Source organism: Burkholderia sp. MSMB1459WGS, assembly GCF_001534535.1.
Classification (GTDB): Bacteria; Pseudomonadota; Gammaproteobacteria; order Burkholderiales; family Burkholderiaceae; genus Burkholderia.
In genome coordinates this window covers 46,141-63,493 of record NZ_LPMU01000052.1, presented here as the reverse complement: position 1 = coordinate 63,493, position 17,353 = coordinate 46,141, and the positions used below count along the sequence as shown (strand labels likewise).

Below are 17,353 nucleotides of genomic sequence, written 5' to 3'. Positions count from 1 at the left end.
GACGAAAGCTTAGCGGCGCTCAATGACAGTTTCCGGTAATCGGAAGACAGGCCGATGTAATCGCCGTCATCACGCCGCTTTCGCCCTGCGTCGCCCGGTCGAGTCCCGACAAGGCAGCCGATCTTCCGACGAAAACCCGCCGCGCTAGACCGTCCCCGGCAGCGCGCTCGACACGAGCACGGCCGCCGCCATCAGCACGCCGCCGAGCACGACCGCCTCGATCCGCAGCACCGCGCCGAACTGCTTCGACGCGCGTGCCGGCATCGCGGCGGCCGGGTCCTTCAACGCGTCCAGCAGCTTCGGCATCCCGAAGAAGCGGTTGTGCCCGCCGAGCATCGCGGCAAGCAGCACGAGCGCGAGCTTCAGCAGCAGGATCTGCCCGTACGTCGATGCGAGCAGGTTGGCGGGCGTGGCGACGCCGCGCCAGCCGTTGTATGCGCCGGTCGCGAACAGCACGATCAACGCGCGGGTCGACGCATGGGACAGCGACTGCACGAACGCCGCGCCCGTCATGCGCTCGCTCGCCGGCATGCGGGCGAGCCGCGGCATCAGGCCGAACGCCGTCACGAGCACGAGCCCGACCCACGCGCTGATCGCCAGCAGATGCAGCCAGTCGACCCACACCGGCACGCTGAACAGCCCGGCGTCCACCGGATGGCCGCCGTTGCTGCGCGCCAGCGCGACAGCGGCAAGCGCGGCCATCATCGCGAACGGAAACCGCGTGTCGTTCGCGCGCCCGACGAACGACAGCAGCACGACGACGAGCATGAACACCGTGCCGGCCAGCCACGCATGACCGAACCCGGTGCGCGCAAGCATCGAACACACCGCCGGCCCCGCGTCGAGCAGCGGCACTTCGCTCATCAGCGCGCAGTGCGCCCAGAACGCGGTGACGCTCGCGAGCAGCGATACGACGGATGCGATGCGCAGCGTCGCGACGAGCCGCCGGCCGACGTCGTGCTGCCATGCGGACGCGCCGCGCGCGAGCCAGCGGCGACCGAGCACCGCACCGACGGCCACCGCGAACCCGGCGTTCTGGATCGCCACCGCCACGAGCCGCAACAGGCCGACGATGCCGTCGTTCATTCCTTCACCCGGAACGTATAGGTGCCCTTCGTGCGATGCGCATCGGCCGTCATCGCCGCCCACTGCACGGTGTACATGCCTGCTGCCAGCTTCGGCATCGCGACGGTCATCACGCGCGGGTTCGATGCATCGACCTTCGCCTTGTCCTGCGTGACGGCGTTGCCGCTCGCATCCGACACCTTCACCGAGCTGAACGCCGGTTCGAGGTCTTCGTTGAACGTGAGCCGCACCGTATCGGGCGCCGCGTCGACCGTGCCGCCGGCCGCCGGTGCGGCGCTTTCCAGCTTGCCGTGCGCCGACGCCGCGACCGGTGCGACCGCAAGGATGGCGGCAGCCGCGGTGAAACCGGCCAGCCGCTTGCATGTCGAGATCGTCATGTTCGCGCTCCGCGTCACGGCTTCTTCAGTTCGACGACGGTCAGCGCGCCGTCCACGTCCTCGGCGACGAAGTCGACCGTATCGCCCGCCTTCACTTGCGACAGCATCGCCGGGTCCTTCACCTTGAATACCATCGTCATCGCGTCCATCCCGAGGTTCTCCAGCGGGCCGTGCTTGATCGTCAGCTTGCCGGCCGCCGTGTCGACCTTGCGGATCTCGCCGTGCGACATGCGCGACGCCGCCGCAACGCCCTGCTTCGCGCCGTCGCTCATGTCCATGCCGGCCATGTCGCCGGCGGCGTACGACGCAGCGGAGAACGCCAGCGCGCAACCCGTCGCCATCAAAACCAGTCCCTTCTTCATCGTGTCGACTCCCGTGTGAGTGAATGGAAACCGGCGGCCGCATCGGCGTGGCCGCCGCGTGCTGCTTCAACCGTCCGGCATTTCGCCGGTGTATTCGTATGCGACGGTGCCCTTCGGATGCCGGAACCAGCCCGGATCGCGATAGTCGTTGCGGCCGAGCCCGTGCCGCACCTTGAGCACCGTGAACATGCCGCCCATTTCCAGCGGCCCGAACGGGCCCGTGCCGGTCATCATCGGCAGCGTGTTGTCGGGCAGCGGCATCTCCATGCCGCCCATCGCGCCGCCCGTGCTGCCCATCGCCATGTAGTCGGGCACGAGCTTGCCGATCCGCTTCGCGAGATCCTTCTGCGGTACGCCGATCAGGTTCGGCACCTGGTGGCCCATCGCATTCATCGTGTGGTGCGACTTGTGGCAATGGAACGCCCAGTCGCCCGGGCGATCGGCGGTGAACTCGATCGCGCGCATCTGGCCCACCGCGACATCGGCCGTCACTTCCGGCCAGCGCGCGGCCGGCGGAATCCAGCCGCCGTCGGTGCCCGCGACCTCGAAGCTGTAGCCGTGCAGGTGGATCGGGTGATTCGTCATCGTCAGGTTGCCGAAACGAATCCGCACGCGGTCGCCGGCGCGCACCGGCAGCGGGTCGATGCCCGGGAACACGCGCGAGTTGAAGGTCCACATGTTGAAGTCGGTCATCTCGTTCACGCGTGGCGTGTAGCTGCCCGGATCGATGTCGTACGCGGCGAGCAGGAACACGAAATCGCGATCGACCGGCATCGTGCCGCGGTCCTTCGGATGCACGATGAACATGCCCATCATCCCCATTGCCATCTGCACCATCTCGTCGGCGTGCGGGTGATACATGAACGTGCCGTGCGCTTCGAGCTGGAACTCGTAGACGAAGGTCTTGCCGGGCGGGATATGCGGCTGCGTCAGGCCGCCCACGCCGTCCATCCCGTTCGGCAGCCGCAGCCCGTGCCAGTGGATCGTCGTGTGCTCGGGCAGCCGGTTGGTCACGAAGATGCGGACCTTGTCGCCTTCGACGGCCTCGATCGTCGGGCCCGGCGACTGCCCGTTGTAACCCCACAGGTTCGCGTTCATGCCGGGCGCCATCTCGCGCACGACGGGCTCGGCCGTCAGGTGGAATTCCTTCCAGCCGTTCTTCATCCGCCACGGCAGCGACCAGCCGTTCAGCGTCGCGACGGGCGTATACGGGCGGCCGTTGGGCGGCACGAGCGGCGGCTGCGTGCCGGTCTTCGCCATCGTCGGCGCTTCGGGCAGGGATGCGGCGCCGGCCTTGCCGACCATCGCCGCACCGAGCAGCGCGGCGCCCGAGCCGCTGAGAAATTGTCGACGGGACACCATGTCAATGACCTTCCGGATGCGGTTGCGTCGCGGGCGCCGACGGCGCCGCGGGCGTGGATGCCGGCTGCGGCGCAGCGTCGGCGGCTGGGGTGGATTCAGATGCCGAATGGGCGGAATGCGTCGCGCCCGGCGACGGCAACCGGCCGCCGACGGCCATCTGCAGATCGGTTTCGGCGAGCCAGTAGTCCTTCAGCGCGTCGATGTAGCCGTTGACCGCGCCGACCTGTTCGCGCGCATCGGCCAGCAGCTCGAATACGCTCGCGAGCATCCCGTTGTAGCGCAGCAGCAGTTCGTCGGAGATCGTCTTGCGCAGCGGCACGACTTCGTCGCGATAGTGCGTCGCGACGTCGTAACTCGTCACGTACGCCGCGTACGATTCGCGTACTTCGGAGCGCGCATCGATGGCCGTTTTCGCGAGCCGGTTCGCCGACTGCATGTAGATGGCCTCGGCGCGCGCGACCTTGGCGCCGCCCCAGTCGAACAGCGGAATCTCGACGCCGATCTCGTAGCCGTGCTCGTGGCCCTTGCCGGTTTCGTAGTCGTTCACGTAGCCGAGCTCGACCACATTGACGAAGCGCGTGGCCTTGCTCAGGCCGAGCGACGACGCGACACCCTGCGTCTGCAGCTTCGCCGCCTGGATGTCGAGGCGGTTGCTCATCGCGAAACGTTCGAGATCGTGCAGGTCCGGGCGCGCCTTCGGCACATCCGGCAAGCGCTCGGGCAGCGCGTACCGCGTGCGCTCGCCCCACAGCCCCATCGCACGCGTGAGCTTCTCGCGTGCGGCGACGGCCCGCTGGCGCGCCTTCGCGTGCTGCGCGACCGCATCGGCATGAAACGCCTGTTCGCGGGCGTAGTCGAGCCGGCTGAAGTTGCCGGCCTGCCGCATGCGCAACGCCAGTTCGGCGGCCGCGCTCGCGGCGTCGCGCACCTGCTGCGCATAGTTCGCGGCCTGCTCGGCGGCGACGGCCTCGACATACGCGCGGCGCGCCTCGGCCGCGACCTTCAGCATCGCATCGGCCGTTTCCAGCTTGGTCTGCTCGAAACGGCGGCGCTCGATCTTCGTTGCAAGCGGCATCGTCAGCAGCGCGAACACGTTCGCCGAGAACGTGCGGCCGAGCGTCAGCTCGCCGTCGCCGGCACGCGTGCGGCTGAATGCGAAGCGCGGGTTCGGCAGCCGGCCCGCCTGGACGAGATCGGCCTCCGACAGCCCAAGCTCCGCGTACGACGCTTGCAAGCCTCGGTTGTTCAGCAGCGCGACCTGCACCGCGTCGTCGATCGACAGCGGCTTGCCGAGCAGTTCCTTCGTCCGCCGGTCGACGGCTTCGCGGTCGGCGTCGGTCCTGACCACCACCGCGTCCTTGCCGATGCGTTCCGATGCGGCGGACGACACGGCGTCGAACCCGCCGTCCTTCGAAAACGTCGTGCAGCCCGCGAGGAACGCCAGCGCGACTGCGGCCACACCGATCCTCGGCGATATCGCGAACGTCGTCATCGCGCGGCCCCTCCGTGCGTCGAATGGGCGGCGCCGTGGCCGGCCGCGCCGCCGGTCGTGCGTGCTTTCGCGGGCCGCTCCGTCACGTCCCGGTTCAGTTGCTGCCAGCCCGGGCCTGCGTCGTCCCGATACGGCCGGTAGCCGTCGAACGCGGACGTCACGGTGACGTCCGGCACCGACGCGGCGGCGTCCGCCGGATCGGGCAACGGGGTTTGCGCGGGCGCGAGCGTCGGCACGAGGGCCGCCGCGCCCAATAGCGCCGCAATGATCAATCGCATGAACATGTCTCGTCGTAAGTCGTCCGGCGCGCCCGATACGGCGCCCGGTGCAAATGGCGGATCGCGGCGCGTCGGCCGCGGGCAGGGACTAGGCGGGCATCCGGCGCGGCGGCCGGTCGATGCCGCCGGTCAGGAACGACACGCCCCCGGCCGAAGGCGGCGGCGCGACGATCGTGACGCCGACGCTCGCCGGGGCGGGCACCGCGAGCGCCCCCGACATGCCCGTGCCGAAGCAGCAGGACACGCACGCGGCACACGACGGCGCGTGCCGCGCGTGCTCGTCGCGATCGCGATGACCGTCCTGCGCGGCCGGCATCGCGTGCGACGCGTTGTCCCCATGCCGCGCAGCGGCGCCCGAGCACGGCATCGAAACAGCCGCGAACGACTGGATCGGCAGGCTCAGCGCGAGCAATACGACGACGAGGAAGGTGCGCCAGTACGACATGGAGCGAAATCGGGCAGACAGCGATCGTTCGGGCCGTCGCGGCGCCGTGACGGCGCGCGCCGGGGACAAGACGACCGCAGCTTATCGCCGCCGCGGTGACGACGACATGGCCGAAACATGACCGGCTTTTCATGACAATTCCGTCATCCGCCGGTCATCCTGCGCGCACGCGCGATGCCGTACGCTCCGGCGTTACACTGACCGGCTGGAATCACGGACAGCCTGCCCGACCATGCGGATACTGATAGTCGAAGACGAACCCAAGATGGCGTCATACCTCCGGAAGGGGTTGACGGAGGCGAGCTACACGGTCGACGTCGCGGAAAACGGCAAGGACGGGCTGTTTCTCGCCTTGCACGAGGATTTCGACCTCGTCGTGCTCGACGTGATGCTGCCGGAGCTGGACGGCTTCGAGGTGCTCAGGCGGCTGCGCGCGCAGAAGCAGACCCCCGTGCTGCTGCTCACGGCCCGCGAGGCGATCGAGGACAAGGTCGCCGGGCTCGAACTCGGCGCCGACGATTACCTGCTCAAGCCGTTCGCGTATGCCGAATTCCTGGCGCGCATCCGCTCGCTGCTGCGGCGCGCGCCGCGCAACGTGCGCGACGTCCTGCACGTCGCCGATCTCGAGATCGACCTGCTCAAGCGCCGCGTGCGGCGCGCCGACACCCGCATCGACCTGACCGCGCAGGAATTCGCGCTACTGCAACTGCTCGCGGAACGCGAAGGCGAGGTGCTGACGCGCACCTTCATCACGTCGCAGATCTGGGACATGAATTTCGACAGCGACACGAACGTCGTCGATGCGGCAATCAAGCGCCTGCGCGCGAAGGTCGACAACGCGTACGAGAAGAAACTGATCCACACGATTCGCGGCATGGGCTACGTGCTCGAGGATCGTTCGTGACCGCGCGCCCCGCGCCGTATTCGCTGCTGCGACGCCTGACGCTCGCGTTCGCCGCCGTCGCGGCGCTCGTGTTCGCGCTGACCGGCGCGTATCTCTATCGTTCGCTGTCCGCCGAACTGACGCGGCGCGACGACATCGAGATCGCCGCCAAGCTCAACCAGTTCCTGCAACTCGCACGCACCAGCGGCTCGACGGCCGCGCTGCGCGCCGATCCCGCCGTGTTCCATGACGTGCTGCTGTCGCATCCGGGCGTCTATCTCGGCATCTACGACGCGCAACGTCATCCGCTCGTCGAGCATTCCGACGAAGCCGGCAATACGCTCGCGTCGGTGATCGCTGCGCCGCATCCGGCTGGCAGCGCCGGCAGCCCGTTCACGTGCGCGCCGCCCGGCATCGGCACGTCGCGCTGCGTGCATGCACGCGAAACGCTGCCGTCCGGCGAAGCGATCCAGGTCGCGCTCGCGCGCACCGCAACCGATCGCCAGTCGCTACTCGAAAGCTATCGCGTCGACATCTGGCTCGCGGCGGCCGTCGGCGCGCTGCTGGTCGGCGCGCTCGGCTACGCGGTCGCGTCGCGCGGCCTGCGCCCGGTCGAAAGCCTCGGCCGGCAGACGTCGCGCATCGAAGCGCACAACCTGAACGCACGCCTCGACGCGCGCGGCGGCCCGGTCGAACTGCGCGAGCTCGCCACGTCGGTGAACCGGATGCTCGACCGCCTCGAACGCGCGTTCGTGCGACTGTCGCAATTCTCGTCCGATCTCGCGCACGACATGCGCACGCCGCTCGCGAACGTGATCAGCTCGTCGCAGATCACGCTATCGCGCGCCCGCACCGCCGACGAATACGAAGCGCTGATCGGATCGAACATCGAGGAATGCGAACGACTGCAGCGGATGATCGAGAACATGCTGTTTCTCGCCCGTACCGACAATGCGCGGCAGCACCTGAAGACCGCCGAACTCGACGCGGGCGGCGAACTGCGCCGGCTCGCGTCGTACTTCCAGGCGTTGGCCGACGAGGCCGGCGTGCGCATCGACGTGCATGGCGAAGCGCCGGTCGTCGCGGACGCCACGCTGTTCCGGCGCGCGGTGAGCAACCTCGCGTCGAATGCGCTCGAACACGCGGAAGCTGCGTCGACGATCGAGCTGGCCGTGTCCGTACAAGGCGGTTACGCGGTCGTCGAAGTCACGAATCGCGGCGCCGCGATTCCGCCCGAACAGGTCGAGCGGATCTTCGAGCGCTTCTACCGGATCGATTCGTCGCGGCACGGCGCGGCGCGCAACGCGGGGCTCGGGCTCGCGATCGTGAAATCGATCATGGAACTGCATCGCGGCAAGGTGGAGGTCGCGAGCCGCGACGGTCACACGACGTTCGCGCTCTACTTTCCGCGCGGCACGGACGGTTAGCCCGCGCCTCTCCGCGTTCGGCGCTAACGATCCTGCACCGCGCCGAACGACGTGCGAACACGCACGAGCAGCACGATGGTCGCCGCGCTGAACGCGGCGCCCGCGTAGAACGTGGCAGCGGCGCCGACCCGGTCCCACAGGACACCCGCGACGACGCTCGATACGAGCGTCACGATGCCGTTGATCAGGTTGAATACGCCGAACGCCGTCCCTCTCAATTCGGCCGGCGCGGCATGCGCGACCATCGTCGCGAGCAGCCCTTGCGTCATCCCCATGTGGAGGCCCCATAGCGCGACGCCGACGAGCACGGTCGGCCAGTACGCGCCGTGTGCCAACACGATATCGGCGGCAATCAGCAGGACGAGCCCGACCACCATCAGTTTCGTGTGGCTCGTCGTATCGGCGAGCTTGCCGAACGGGTAAGCGGACAACGCGTATACGACGTTCATCGCGACCATCACGAGCGGCACGAGTGCGACGGGCACGCCGCTGCCCATCGCGCGCAGCACCAGAAACGCCTCGCTGAAACGCGCCAGCGCGAACACGCCGCCGACGGCCGCCACCCACCAGTAGCGGGCGCCGAGTCGAGCGACGATCTCGCGGCGGATCGGGTTCACGCGCCGCTCGCCCGGCGCATGCGCCGGCTCGTCGATGCCGAACGCGAGCAGCGCCACGGCCAGCACGCCGGGAATCACGGCCAGCCAGAATGCGAGGCGGAAATCGTCGCGCCACGCCAGCATGATGACGACGGCCAGCAGCGGCCCGAGGAACGCCCCCACCGTGTCGAGCGACTGGCGCAACCCGTACGCGGCGCCGCGCAGGTGAACGGGCGTGACGTCGGCGACGAGCGCATCGCGCGGCGCGCCGCGAATCCCCTTGCCGACGCGGTCGACGATCCGCGCGGTCACGACGACGCCGATCGTCGGCGCGATCGCGAACAGCGGCTTGCTGAGCGCGCCGAGCGCGTAGCCGGTCACCGCGAGCCATTTGCGATTGCGCAGGTAGTCGCTCAGCGTGCCGGAGAACACCTTGACGACCGGCGACGTCGCCTCGGCGATCCCCTCGATCAGGCCGATCGCCGTCGCGCTCGCGCCAAGCCCCGTCATCAGGAACATCGGCAACAGGCTGTGGATGATTTCGGACGACACGTCCATCAGCAGGCTGACACAGCCGAGCACCCACACGCTGCGCGGAATCTGGCGAAGAATGCCGGTCGACGAGTCGGTCTGCATGGGTCGCTCCCGGTTCAGGAATCCCGATACTGGATGCCAGCGATACTACCGCAGGCCGGTGACGCCGATCGCCGGCTTCGGCAGCGCGTGCGCCCTCGCTATTGCGCGTCGTCGCGCCGGAGTTTCGCCTGCCGGCGCGTACGGTCGTTGAGTATCTGGTGGCGGCGATGGTCGGTCAGCTTCTTCCAGTCGCGCGCCTCGTCGCGCGTGCGCAGGCAGCCGACACAAAAACCCGTGCGGCCGTCGAATGCGCACAGGTCGATACACGGCGATTTCACGGCCACGATCAGGCCGCCTTCGCAGGCGTCGTCACTTCGACGGTCACGTGCGACACGCCGTCGAAGCGCGCGACCAACGCATGGTAGAAACGTGCATCGCGTGCGGCGTCGCCCGATTCGACCGACACGATCGCGCTCATGTGCCCGGGGCCGACGCGCCACACGTGGAGATCGTTGACCTTGTCGCCAAGCGCCTCGATCGCGCGGCGGACGTTGTCCGTCAGCTTGCGATCGACGTTGACGTCGAGCAGGACACCGCCCGTATCGCGTATCAGCCCGTACGCCCAGTTGGCGATCACCAGCGCGCCGACGATGCCTGCAAGCGGGTCCATCCAGACCCATCCGAACGCGCGCGCAAGCAGCAGGCCGACGATCGCCAGCACCGACACGGCCGCGTCGGCGATCACGTGAACGTAGGCCGACCGGATGTTGTGGTCACGATGCGCAGCCGGGTGCGAAGCGTGACCATGATGCGCGTGGTGCGCGTCGTCATGGTCATGGTCGTGGTCGTGGTCGTGGTCGTGGTCGTGCGGATGATCGTGACCATGACGATGCCCGTGATGGTGATCGCCGCTCAGCAGCCACACGCTGGCGAGGTTCACGGCGAGCCCCAGCACGGCGATCGGAATCGCTTCGTCGAAGCGAATCGGCACCGGCGCCAGCAGCCGCGCGATCGCCTCATAGCCGATCAGCAACGCAATCATCGCCAGCACGATCGCGCTCGTGAAACCGGCCAGGTCGCCGAGCTTGCCGGTGCCGAACACGAAGCGCGGATCGTCGGCGTACCGGCGCGCATAGGTATAGGCCAGCGCCGCGATCAGCATCGCGCCCGCGTGCGTCGACATGTGCAGCCCGTCGGCGACGAGCGCGAGCGAACCGAACAGCGTGCCGCCGACGATCTCGGCGATCATCATCGCCGAGCACAGGCCGATGACCATCCACGTCTTCCGCTCGTTCTGCGCATGGGCGGTGCCCAGAAACGCGTGACTGTGCACGCCGCCGGTCGCCGGGCTCTTGAATTCGTTCATGTTCCGATCCGCTTACTTGAAATAGCTGTGCACGACATCGATGAGCTGCTCGGTCGCGCTGCCTTCGTGTGCGTCGGGCGTGTCCGCATCGACGAGATGCGACCGGATGTGGTCCTCCAGCACGACGGCCAGCAGGCCGTTCATCGCGCCGCGGCAGCTCGTGATCAGTTGCAGCACGTCGTTGCAGCCGCGCTCGTCTTCCAGCGCCCGCTCGATCGCTTCGACCTGTCCCTTGATACGGCGCACGCGGTTCAGCAGCTTCTGTTTTTCGCGAACGGTATGACTCATCGATGGCTCCTGTATAGGGTAGGGGAGTATATCTCCTAAAGGCAGCCCCTATAAGATGGAGGGGTATCTTTTTCGAGACGAAGGCTTGTCGAAAGAAAACCGCTCGGCTAGACTGCTTTCCGTCTTTGGGGAGTAGCCTGCTTTCCGTCCCCCGGAAAGCGAACGCGTCAACACACTCGGCCTGCGGCCGTGGCGCGTTCGGCCGATCGGCTTGGCGAGACCATCGGCACATCGCGTCGTTCCTGGTCGGACGGCGGCGGATGTGCCATGGTTCGTCAGCGTCCGACCACGGAGTCCCCATGTTCCTCCCCGTTCGCTTCCCTCACGCCACCGCTGCCTGCGGAGGTGCCGCATGACCTTCATGTTTGTCGAACTGGCGTTCATGCTGGTCGTCATCCTTGTCGCGGCCGAGGTCTTCACCAATGCGCTCGAACATCTCGGCGAACGCCTGAAGATTTCCGAAGGCGTGACCGGCTCGCTGTTCGCGGCCGTCGGCACCGCGCTGCCCGAAACGATGGTGCCGCTGCTCGCGCTGGCCGGCGGCACGTCGAACCAGGCCGTGAACGAGGAGATCGGCGTCGGCGCGATTCTCGGCGCGCCGCTGATGCTGGTGACGCTCACCACGTTCCTGATGACGCTCGCCGTGATCCGCTCGCGCGGGCTGCGCGGCACGATCGCACCCGAACGCACGGGCTTCGTGCGCGACATGAACACCTTCCTCGCCGCGTTCTCGCTGGCAACCGTCGCGATGTTCGTTCCGCATCACAACTGGGCCGTGCGCGCGCTGCTCGCCGCGATGCTGGTCGGCCTCTACGCGATGTACGTCGCGATGACGTTCCGCGCGTCGACCGGGCTCGTCGATGCCGGGCACGGCACCGAGGCGCCGCACGCGATGTTCCTGTCGCGCGTCGGCCTGCCGACCAACCTGGCGACGATCGTGCTGCAACTGCTGATCGGCGTCGCGCTGCTGGTCGGCGGGGCGAAGGGCTTCATTCACGGCGTGGAAGGCGTATCGCACGTGCTCGGCGTGTCGGCGCTGCTGCTGTCGCTGATCATCGTGCCGATCGCGACGGAACTGCCCGAGAAGGTCAATAGCGTGCTGTGGATCCGCCGCGGGAAGGACACGCTCGCGTTCGGCAACATCACCGGCGCGATGGTGTTCCAGGGCACGCTGCTGCCGGCGATCGGCATCATGCTGACGCCGTGGGAGCCGCGCCCCGAAGTGCTGACCGGCGTGATCATCACGCTCGCGGCCGCGGCCTGGCTGCGCGTCAACGCGCACACGCGCGGGCTCGCGACCTGGGCGTTGCTCGCGAACGGCGCCGGTTATGCCGGGTATCTGGCGTTGACGCTGGCGCGCTGAACGCGTCAGGCCGCGTTCGGCCGTGCATCGGCCTGCAACGCCTGCTGCACGGCCGGCCGCTCGCGCACCCGCTCGTACCATGCGCGCAGATGCGCATGCCGGCTCAGGTCGATATCCGCGTGGTACACCGAGCGCATCCAGTCCGCCTTGCCCCAACCGGTCAGCGCGAACAGGTACGCATCGGCGACCGTGAACGTGTCGCCGGTAACGAACGTCCTGCCGTCGAGCTGGCGGTCGATCCATGCGAAGCGGCCGTCGAGCTTCTGCCGCACGGGCTCCACGTACTTCCCCGCCTGCACCGCATACAGCAGCGGGATGAAGCCCTTGTGGATCTCGGTGGCGAGAAAGTTGAGCCATTCCATCAGCCGGTAGCGCGCGAGCGTGCCGTAAGCGGGCGCAAGCGCGGCTTCCGGGCGCTGGTCGGCGAGATACTGGGCGATCACCGGCCCTTCGCGCAGCATCGTGCCGTCGTCGAGTTCGAGCAGCGGCACGTAGCCGAGTTCGGTCACGTCGTAGTAGTTGCGGCCGTCTTCGACGACATGCTTGCGCGCGTCGACCTTGACGATCTCGGCGTCGAATCCGCCTTCGCGCAGCACGATGCAGATCGCCTGCGAACAGCTGCCGGGAGCGTGATAGAGCTTCATGCGGTTCCTTGGTGAGTGGTCCATGTATCGATTCGCCGCGACGCGGGCGCTAATATCTCGCATCGGCGCAGCGCCGGGAAGACGGCAGTCGTTTGTGCCGTAGTCACAAAAAATTTACCGACCAGGATTCGGCACGATGAAAACGAGTGCGACAGGATGTTCCGTTGAAGAAGCGATGCGCCTGCTCGGCGGCCGCTGGCGGCTGCTGCTGGTGTCGTATCTGCTCGACGGGCCGCGCCGCTTCAGCGACCTGCGGCGCAACATGCCGGGCATCTCGCAGCGCATGCTGACGCTCGACCTGCGCGCGCTGGAAGACGCGGGGCTCGTGCGGCGGACCGTCTATCCGGAAGTGCCGGTGCGCGTCGAGTACGATCTCACCGCGGACGGCGACCGGCTGCGGCCGGTGGTCGACGTCATGCGCGAATTCGGGCTGTGGCTGAAGGCGCGCGACGCGCACGCCGATGCGATGCCCGGCGGCGCGGCTGCGGTCGACACGACGACGCACGCTCGCACTCATACCTAACCCTTCGGCAGGAACTTCGTTCATGGAACTTCACGCTACCGTCGGCGCGGCCACGTCCGACCTCGACGACGACGAAAGCTTCGCCAACATCTACTGCCACGATGCGGAGCAGGACTATTGCTTCGCGCTGTCGCGCTTTCCGGACGACACGCTGATCGAAGTGATGGTGCGCGACCAGTTGAACCTGCGCGTCAAGGATCTGTCGGTCCGGCTGACGGACGACACGATCGACGTCGAGATCGAGCCGGGCATCGCCGCACGTCTCGACGGCCACACGCGTTACGTGATTCATCTCGCGCCAGGCCAATACGATCCGGTTACGCTGCGCGCCGCGTTGAAGGAAATCTTCGTCGGCAAGAACGGCTATCGCGACGACGGCACGCGCGGCTGAACGGTCGCCTGGCCGCTCTCGTTCGTGACGACGCCGACACACGCCTGCCGGCGTCCGTTCCCACATATTGAGCGTCAAACGTCCCATTAATAGGGATGCCTGCCCAAATGTTGACGCACGCCGCACCACGGTTCTAACGTTCGCCCCAACGCCATTCGATTCGGCCGCCTCGTTCGCGAGCGCCGGCCGGCGCATAGAACACAGGAGACGACCGTGGCCCAATCCGCGTCACGCACCCATGCCACCCCGAACGCGCGGCCGTCCGCGCACACCGGCGCCTCATCCGAATCCGCCGCCCGCGCAACCGTGGGCGCGGCTCCCACCGCGCCGCCGAGCCGCAAGCGGCTGCTGATCCTCGCGCTGCTGTTCGTCACCGTCGTGATCAACTATCTCGACCGCAGCAACCTGTCGATCGCGGCGCCCGAGCTGTTCAAGGCGCTGAACATCGATCCGGTCCGCGCGGGCCTCGTGTTCTCCGCGTTCGGCTGGACCTATGCGCTGATGCAGATTCCGGGCGGCTGGCTCGTCGACAAGGTGTCGCCGCGCGTACTGTATGCGGGTGCGCTCGCGCTGTGGTCCGCCGCGACGCTGCTGCTCGGTTTCGCCGGTTCGTTCGTCGGGCTGATCGTGCTGCGTCTTGCGGTCGGCGCGCTGGAAGCGCCGGCCTACCCGATCAACAACCGCGTGGTGACGACGTGGTTCCCGACCCGCGAGCGCGCAAGCGCGATCGGCGGCTACACGTCGGGGCAATTCGTCGGCCTCGCGTTCCTCACACCGGTGCTCGCGTGGCTGCAAGCGCGTCTCGGCTGGCACATGGTGTTCGTCGCGACCGGCCTCGCCGGCATCGCGTGGGCCGCGATCTGGTACGCGGTGTATCGCGAGCCGCGCGCGTTTCGCGGCGTCAATGCGGCCGAAATCGCGCTGATCCGCGACGGCGGCGGGCTCGTCGATCTCGAGGACCGCGTCGCGGCGCGCAGCGAACGCACGCCGTCGACGTGGCGCGACCTCGGCGTCGTGCTCGGCCGGCGCAAGCTGTGGGGCATCTACGTCGGCCAGTTCGCGCTGAATTCGACGCTGTGGTTCTTCCTCACGTGGTTTCCGACCTATCTCGTCAAGTATCGCGGGATGGACTTCATCAAGTCGGGCTTCCTCGCGTCGCTGCCGTTCCTCGCCGCGTTCGTCGGCGTGCTCTGCTCGGGCGTGCTGTCGGACTGGCTGATGCGGCGTGGCGCCTCGCAAGGCTTCGCGCGCAAGCTGCCGATCATCTCGGGGCTGCTGATCTCGACCTGCATCATCGGCGCGAACTACGTGAGCTCCACCGGCTGGGTGATCGCGTTCATGACGATCGCCTTTTTCGGCAACGGCTTCGCGTCGATCACGTGGTCGCTCGTGTCGGGGCTCGCGCCCGCGCGGCTGCTCGGCCTCACGGGCGGCGTATTCAACCTGATCGGCAACCTGTCCGCGATCGCGACGCCGATCGTGATCGGGCTGCTGGTCGACGGCGCTGACTTCTCGCGCGCGATCACCTACATCGCCGCGATGGCGCTCGCGGGCAGCCTGTCGTACGGGCTGCTCGTCGGCAAGGTGGAGCGCATCGACGCATGAACGCACGAGGGCGGCGCATGTGCGCCGCCCTGCTCGATCGCTGCTTCCGTGCGGCGCTGCAACCGCCGAAACCCATCGCGTGCGATGGTCGTGAGGATAGCCGACTGCACAGTCGGCGACGCGCATGTATCGGTATCGATGCCGACGATCCGCCCGTTGCCCGCCGGCCGCTTGCGCTCCTCCGAAGTCGCGCGTCTTGACTTGGCCCATGCATGCGCGCGGCGGCAGGTCGTCCGTGCTCGGGGCAGTCGTCGGAACCGTATGTCGCTCGATTGAAAACGGCAGGGGCACGGTTCCTCGCTTACACTGCTCCCGCATGCCCGCTTCGGAATGACCCGCGACGTCTTACGGGGCGAACGGATCGGCAGACGCCTGCCGGTATTTCCCCCTGATGACGTCCGTCGCGGCAAGCGCTAGAATCCAGCCGCTTCAAGGCCCTGCTTCCGCCAACGACGGGCTTGCGGGCGGCCGTTCCGATGCCCGGCCCCACACAGGCTTTTTTCGTATCGGCGGAACGTGCATCATGGGCGGAACAGGCCCTCGGTAACCGCATGCTGCTCAACGTGAACGCCTCCCACCGCGACGACGATCGCTTCAACGTATCGTTCAAGACATTGGGCGAGCTGATCGAGACGGTCGGCACGCCGCATTTCGTGCCGCGCCTCACGCAACTGCTGAACGACATCGTGCCGCTCGACGTCGCGCACGTCGAACGTTCGCGCGTCGACGGCACGATGCCCACCGGCTACCGTTGCGAATGGATCGGCAGCAGCGGCATCGGCGCCGCGTCCGCCGACATCTCCGACGTGATGACGCTCTACTACGAGCGCTTTCTCGACAGCGACCCGCTGTTCGCGGGGCTGCGCGGCAAGACGGGCACGATGCTCGTCGTGCGCGACATCGCGGCGATTCCGCCCGGCGAATTCCGCCAGCGGCTGTTCGACGACGTGCATATCGGGCATGAATGCGTGCTCGCGCGCGGCACGCGTTATTCGCAGCATTCGATCGCACTGGAGCGCGGCCGCGATCGTCCGCCGTTCACGCTCGCCGAGATGAACCGCTTCCGCAGCATCAGCGACATGCTGTTTCCGCTGCTCGAACTGCATGCGTCGACCACCGCCGCGCGGCGCATCGCGCACGCGACGCCCGACGTCCATCCGCTCGCGCAATTCGATGCGCGGCTCGCGGCCGACGGCGTGAAGCTGTCGAAACGCGAATACGAAACCTGCAAGCACCTGCTCTCCGGCAAGACCGTGCCGGAAACCGCCGGGATTCTCGGCGTGCGCGTCGCGTCGGCCGAGTCGTACGTGAAGCGCGCATTCGCAAAGCTCGGCGTGCGCACGAAGCGCGAACTCGCCGCGTGGGGCTCGGCTACCGCCGTACTCCCCGTCGCCGGCGCGCGTACCGGGTCGCATAGCGATCGGGCGGGCTGCCCGCTGCCGCTCAAAGCACCTTGACCATGAACACGCGCGCCGCGCCTTCCGGCTCGCACGGCACTTCGCCGAACGTCTCGTAACCGTGCTTCCGGTAGAAATCCGGCGCCTGGAACGAGATCGTGTACAGCACCGCACGCGCGCAACCGCGCCGCTTCGCTTCCGCTTCCGCCTCGCGCAGCAGCCGGCTGCCGAAGCCGCCGCCGCGCAGCGAGTCGGGCAGATAGAACAGGTCGATGAAGAACAGGCCAAGCGACGTCCGGCCGGTGAGGCCGCCCAATACCTCGCCGGTCGCGGAGTCGATCACGTAGATGTCGAGCGCGGATGTATCGGCGCGCCCCGTCATCGCATGGTTGAATTCGCCGAGCTTGCGGCTGATGAAGTCTCGGGCGGCCGGTTGACCGGTATCGGTCAATTGCAGGGTGACGTCGGGATGGGGTGTCATCGGGCGAACGCGTGAGTGAATGGATCGCCGGGCGTGCGGCACCCGCGGCGGGCATCGCACGACTATAGCGCGACGTCGTGCGCTCACGCCACCGCGAACGCCATCGCCAGCGCCGTCGTCAGGCCGGGACGACCACACCGTTTCACTCGAACGCAACGCCCGCGCTACGTCGATACGACGCGCAGGAAACGCGCGTCAGTTGTACCCGAGGATCGCCACCGCCGCGACCTCCGGCCGATCGATCGTCCCGCCGACGAGCGACGTCGTCGGCTCCTGCAGCACGGCCTGATACGAGCTCACGCGCACGTCTTCCGGTGCGCCGGTTTCATCCTGGGCCGGTTCGTCGAAGGCATCGATACCGCTGAAGCATGCGTGTTGCGTTTGCACGAAAGTCATCTCCACTCCTTTGCT

The 17,353-nt window shown here is 67.7% G+C and carries 21 protein-coding genes and 1 riboswitch; of the genes, 7 read left to right on the top strand and 14 right to left on the bottom strand.

The features are described from left to right. Nucleotides 1–144 precede the first annotated feature (144 nt). The 7 genes from WT97_RS19870 to WT97_RS19840 form a co-directional block, all read right to left on the bottom strand. Nucleotides 145–1,086, bottom strand: coding sequence for a CopD family protein (locus WT97_RS19870; RefSeq protein ID WP_060354202.1), 942 nt, complete (start codon nucleotides 1,084–1,086; stop codon nucleotides 145–147). Then, nucleotides 1,083–1,463: a copper homeostasis periplasmic binding protein CopC gene (copC, locus tag WT97_RS19865; RefSeq protein ID WP_060354262.1), complete on the bottom strand. Its 381-nt coding sequence runs from the start codon at nucleotides 1,461–1,463 to the stop codon at nucleotides 1,083–1,085. The genes WT97_RS19870 and copC overlap by 4 nt, the downstream gene beginning before the upstream one ends. Nucleotides 1,464–1,477: 14 nt before the next feature. Beyond that, nucleotides 1,478–1,825: a copper-binding protein gene (locus tag WT97_RS19860; RefSeq protein WP_059794957.1), complete on the bottom strand. Its 348-nt coding sequence runs from the start codon at nucleotides 1,823–1,825 to the stop codon at nucleotides 1,478–1,480. Nucleotides 1,826–1,891: 66 nt separating this feature from the next. Then, the gene (locus tag WT97_RS19855) at nucleotides 1,892–3,187 is read right to left on the bottom strand and encodes a copper oxidase (protein ID WP_060036598.1); all 1,296 of its coding nucleotides are present in this window, start codon (nucleotides 3,185–3,187) and stop codon (nucleotides 1,892–1,894) included. Between the two features lies 1 nt (nucleotide 3,188). Continuing rightward, nucleotides 3,189–4,679, bottom strand: coding sequence for a TolC family protein (locus WT97_RS19850; protein ID WP_060354201.1), 1,491 nt, complete (start codon nucleotides 4,677–4,679; stop codon nucleotides 3,189–3,191). Further along, nucleotides 4,676–4,957: a hypothetical protein gene (locus WT97_RS19845; protein ID WP_059505586.1), complete on the bottom strand. Its 282-nt coding sequence runs from the start codon at nucleotides 4,955–4,957 to the stop codon at nucleotides 4,676–4,678. Before WT97_RS19845 ends, WT97_RS19850 begins: the two co-directional genes overlap by 4 nt. An 88-nt stretch (nucleotides 4,958–5,045) precedes the next feature. Next, entirely contained in the window at nucleotides 5,046–5,402 is a 357-nt protein-coding gene (locus WT97_RS19840) for a hypothetical protein (RefSeq protein WP_059794968.1), read from the bottom strand. A 232-nt stretch (nucleotides 5,403–5,634) separates the two neighbouring features. Here WT97_RS19840 and WT97_RS19835 point away from each other — a divergent pair, with 232 nt between their 5' ends. After that, nucleotides 5,635–6,306: a heavy metal response regulator transcription factor gene (locus WT97_RS19835; protein ID WP_059505561.1), complete on the top strand. Its 672-nt coding sequence runs from the start codon at nucleotides 5,635–5,637 to the stop codon at nucleotides 6,304–6,306. Then, nucleotides 6,303–7,712: a heavy metal sensor histidine kinase gene (locus tag WT97_RS19830; protein ID WP_060354200.1), complete on the top strand. Its 1,410-nt coding sequence runs from the start codon at nucleotides 6,303–6,305 to the stop codon at nucleotides 7,710–7,712. Before WT97_RS19835 ends, WT97_RS19830 begins: the two co-directional genes overlap by 4 nt. A 23-nt stretch (nucleotides 7,713–7,735) precedes the next feature. Here WT97_RS19830 and WT97_RS19825 read toward each other — a convergent pair whose 3' ends face one another. The 4 genes from WT97_RS19825 to WT97_RS19810 form a co-directional block, all read right to left on the bottom strand. Further along, a complete protein-coding gene (locus tag WT97_RS19825; RefSeq protein ID WP_060354199.1) occupies nucleotides 7,736–8,944 on the bottom strand; it encodes an MFS transporter in 1,209 nt (402 codons plus the stop codon). Between the two features lie 98 nt (nucleotides 8,945–9,042). Then, nucleotides 9,043–9,228 carry a DUF1289 domain-containing protein gene (locus tag WT97_RS19820; RefSeq protein WP_027782197.1) on the bottom strand — a complete coding sequence of 62 codons (186 nt, stop codon included), beginning with the start codon at nucleotides 9,226–9,228 and terminating at the stop codon, nucleotides 9,043–9,045. A 2-nt stretch (nucleotides 9,229–9,230) separates the two neighbouring features. After that, nucleotides 9,231–10,250, bottom strand: coding sequence for a CDF family Co(II)/Ni(II) efflux transporter DmeF (dmeF, locus tag WT97_RS19815; RefSeq protein ID WP_060354198.1), 1,020 nt, complete (start codon nucleotides 10,248–10,250; stop codon nucleotides 9,231–9,233). Between the two features lie 12 nt (nucleotides 10,251–10,262). Continuing rightward, nucleotides 10,263–10,538 (bottom strand): metal/formaldehyde-sensitive transcriptional repressor, encoded by a 276-nt coding sequence (locus tag WT97_RS19810; RefSeq protein ID WP_012338822.1) that lies wholly within the window; start codon nucleotides 10,536–10,538, stop codon nucleotides 10,263–10,265. Nucleotides 10,539–10,653: 115 nt separating this feature from the next. Continuing rightward, a riboswitch (yybP-ykoY riboswitch) is annotated at nucleotides 10,654–10,790 on the top strand. A 100-nt stretch (nucleotides 10,791–10,890) separates the two neighbouring features. On the opposite strand from WT97_RS19810, the gene WT97_RS19805 reads away from it, so the two are divergent. Then, nucleotides 10,891–11,901, top strand: a complete 1,011-nt coding sequence (locus WT97_RS19805) for a sodium:calcium antiporter (protein ID WP_059794982.1) — start codon at nucleotides 10,891–10,893, stop codon at nucleotides 11,899–11,901. Nucleotides 11,902–11,906: 5 nt separating this feature from the next. Here WT97_RS19805 and gstA read toward each other — a convergent pair whose 3' ends face one another. After that, nucleotides 11,907–12,545 carry a glutathione transferase GstA gene (gstA, locus tag WT97_RS19800; RefSeq protein ID WP_059794985.1) on the bottom strand — a complete coding sequence of 213 codons (639 nt, stop codon included), beginning with the start codon at nucleotides 12,543–12,545 and terminating at the stop codon, nucleotides 11,907–11,909. Between the two features lie 136 nt (nucleotides 12,546–12,681). Between gstA and WT97_RS19795 the strand changes: the two genes are divergently transcribed. The 4 genes from WT97_RS19795 (at nucleotide 12,682) to WT97_RS19780 (ending at nucleotide 16,521) form a co-directional block, all read left to right on the top strand. After that, a complete protein-coding gene (locus WT97_RS19795; protein WP_060354197.1) occupies nucleotides 12,682–13,068 on the top strand; it encodes a helix-turn-helix domain-containing protein in 387 nt (128 codons plus the stop codon). Between the two features lie 22 nt (nucleotides 13,069–13,090). Further along, nucleotides 13,091–13,459: a hypothetical protein gene (locus WT97_RS19790; RefSeq protein WP_059505583.1), complete on the top strand. Its 369-nt coding sequence runs from the start codon at nucleotides 13,091–13,093 to the stop codon at nucleotides 13,457–13,459. 213 nt (nucleotides 13,460–13,672) lie between these two features. Beyond that, a complete protein-coding gene (locus WT97_RS19785; protein WP_060354196.1) occupies nucleotides 13,673–15,064 on the top strand; it encodes an MFS transporter in 1,392 nt (463 codons plus the stop codon). Nucleotides 15,065–15,615: 551 nt separating this feature from the next. Then, entirely contained in the window at nucleotides 15,616–16,521 is a 906-nt protein-coding gene (locus WT97_RS19780; protein ID WP_059794990.1) for a helix-turn-helix transcriptional regulator, read from the top strand. Here the strand turns inward: WT97_RS19780 and WT97_RS19775 are convergent. Together WT97_RS19775 and WT97_RS19770 are read right to left on the bottom strand one after the other, a co-directional pair. Next, a complete protein-coding gene (locus WT97_RS19775; protein WP_060354195.1) occupies nucleotides 16,508–16,942 on the bottom strand; it encodes a GNAT family N-acetyltransferase in 435 nt (144 codons plus the stop codon). The two genes, WT97_RS19780 and WT97_RS19775, sit on opposite strands and share 14 nt — an antisense overlap. Before the next feature lie 195 nt (nucleotides 16,943–17,137). Beyond that, entirely contained in the window at nucleotides 17,138–17,338 is a 201-nt protein-coding gene (locus WT97_RS19770) for a hypothetical protein (RefSeq protein ID WP_059501798.1), read from the bottom strand. Nucleotides 17,339–17,353: the final 15 nt, after the last annotated feature.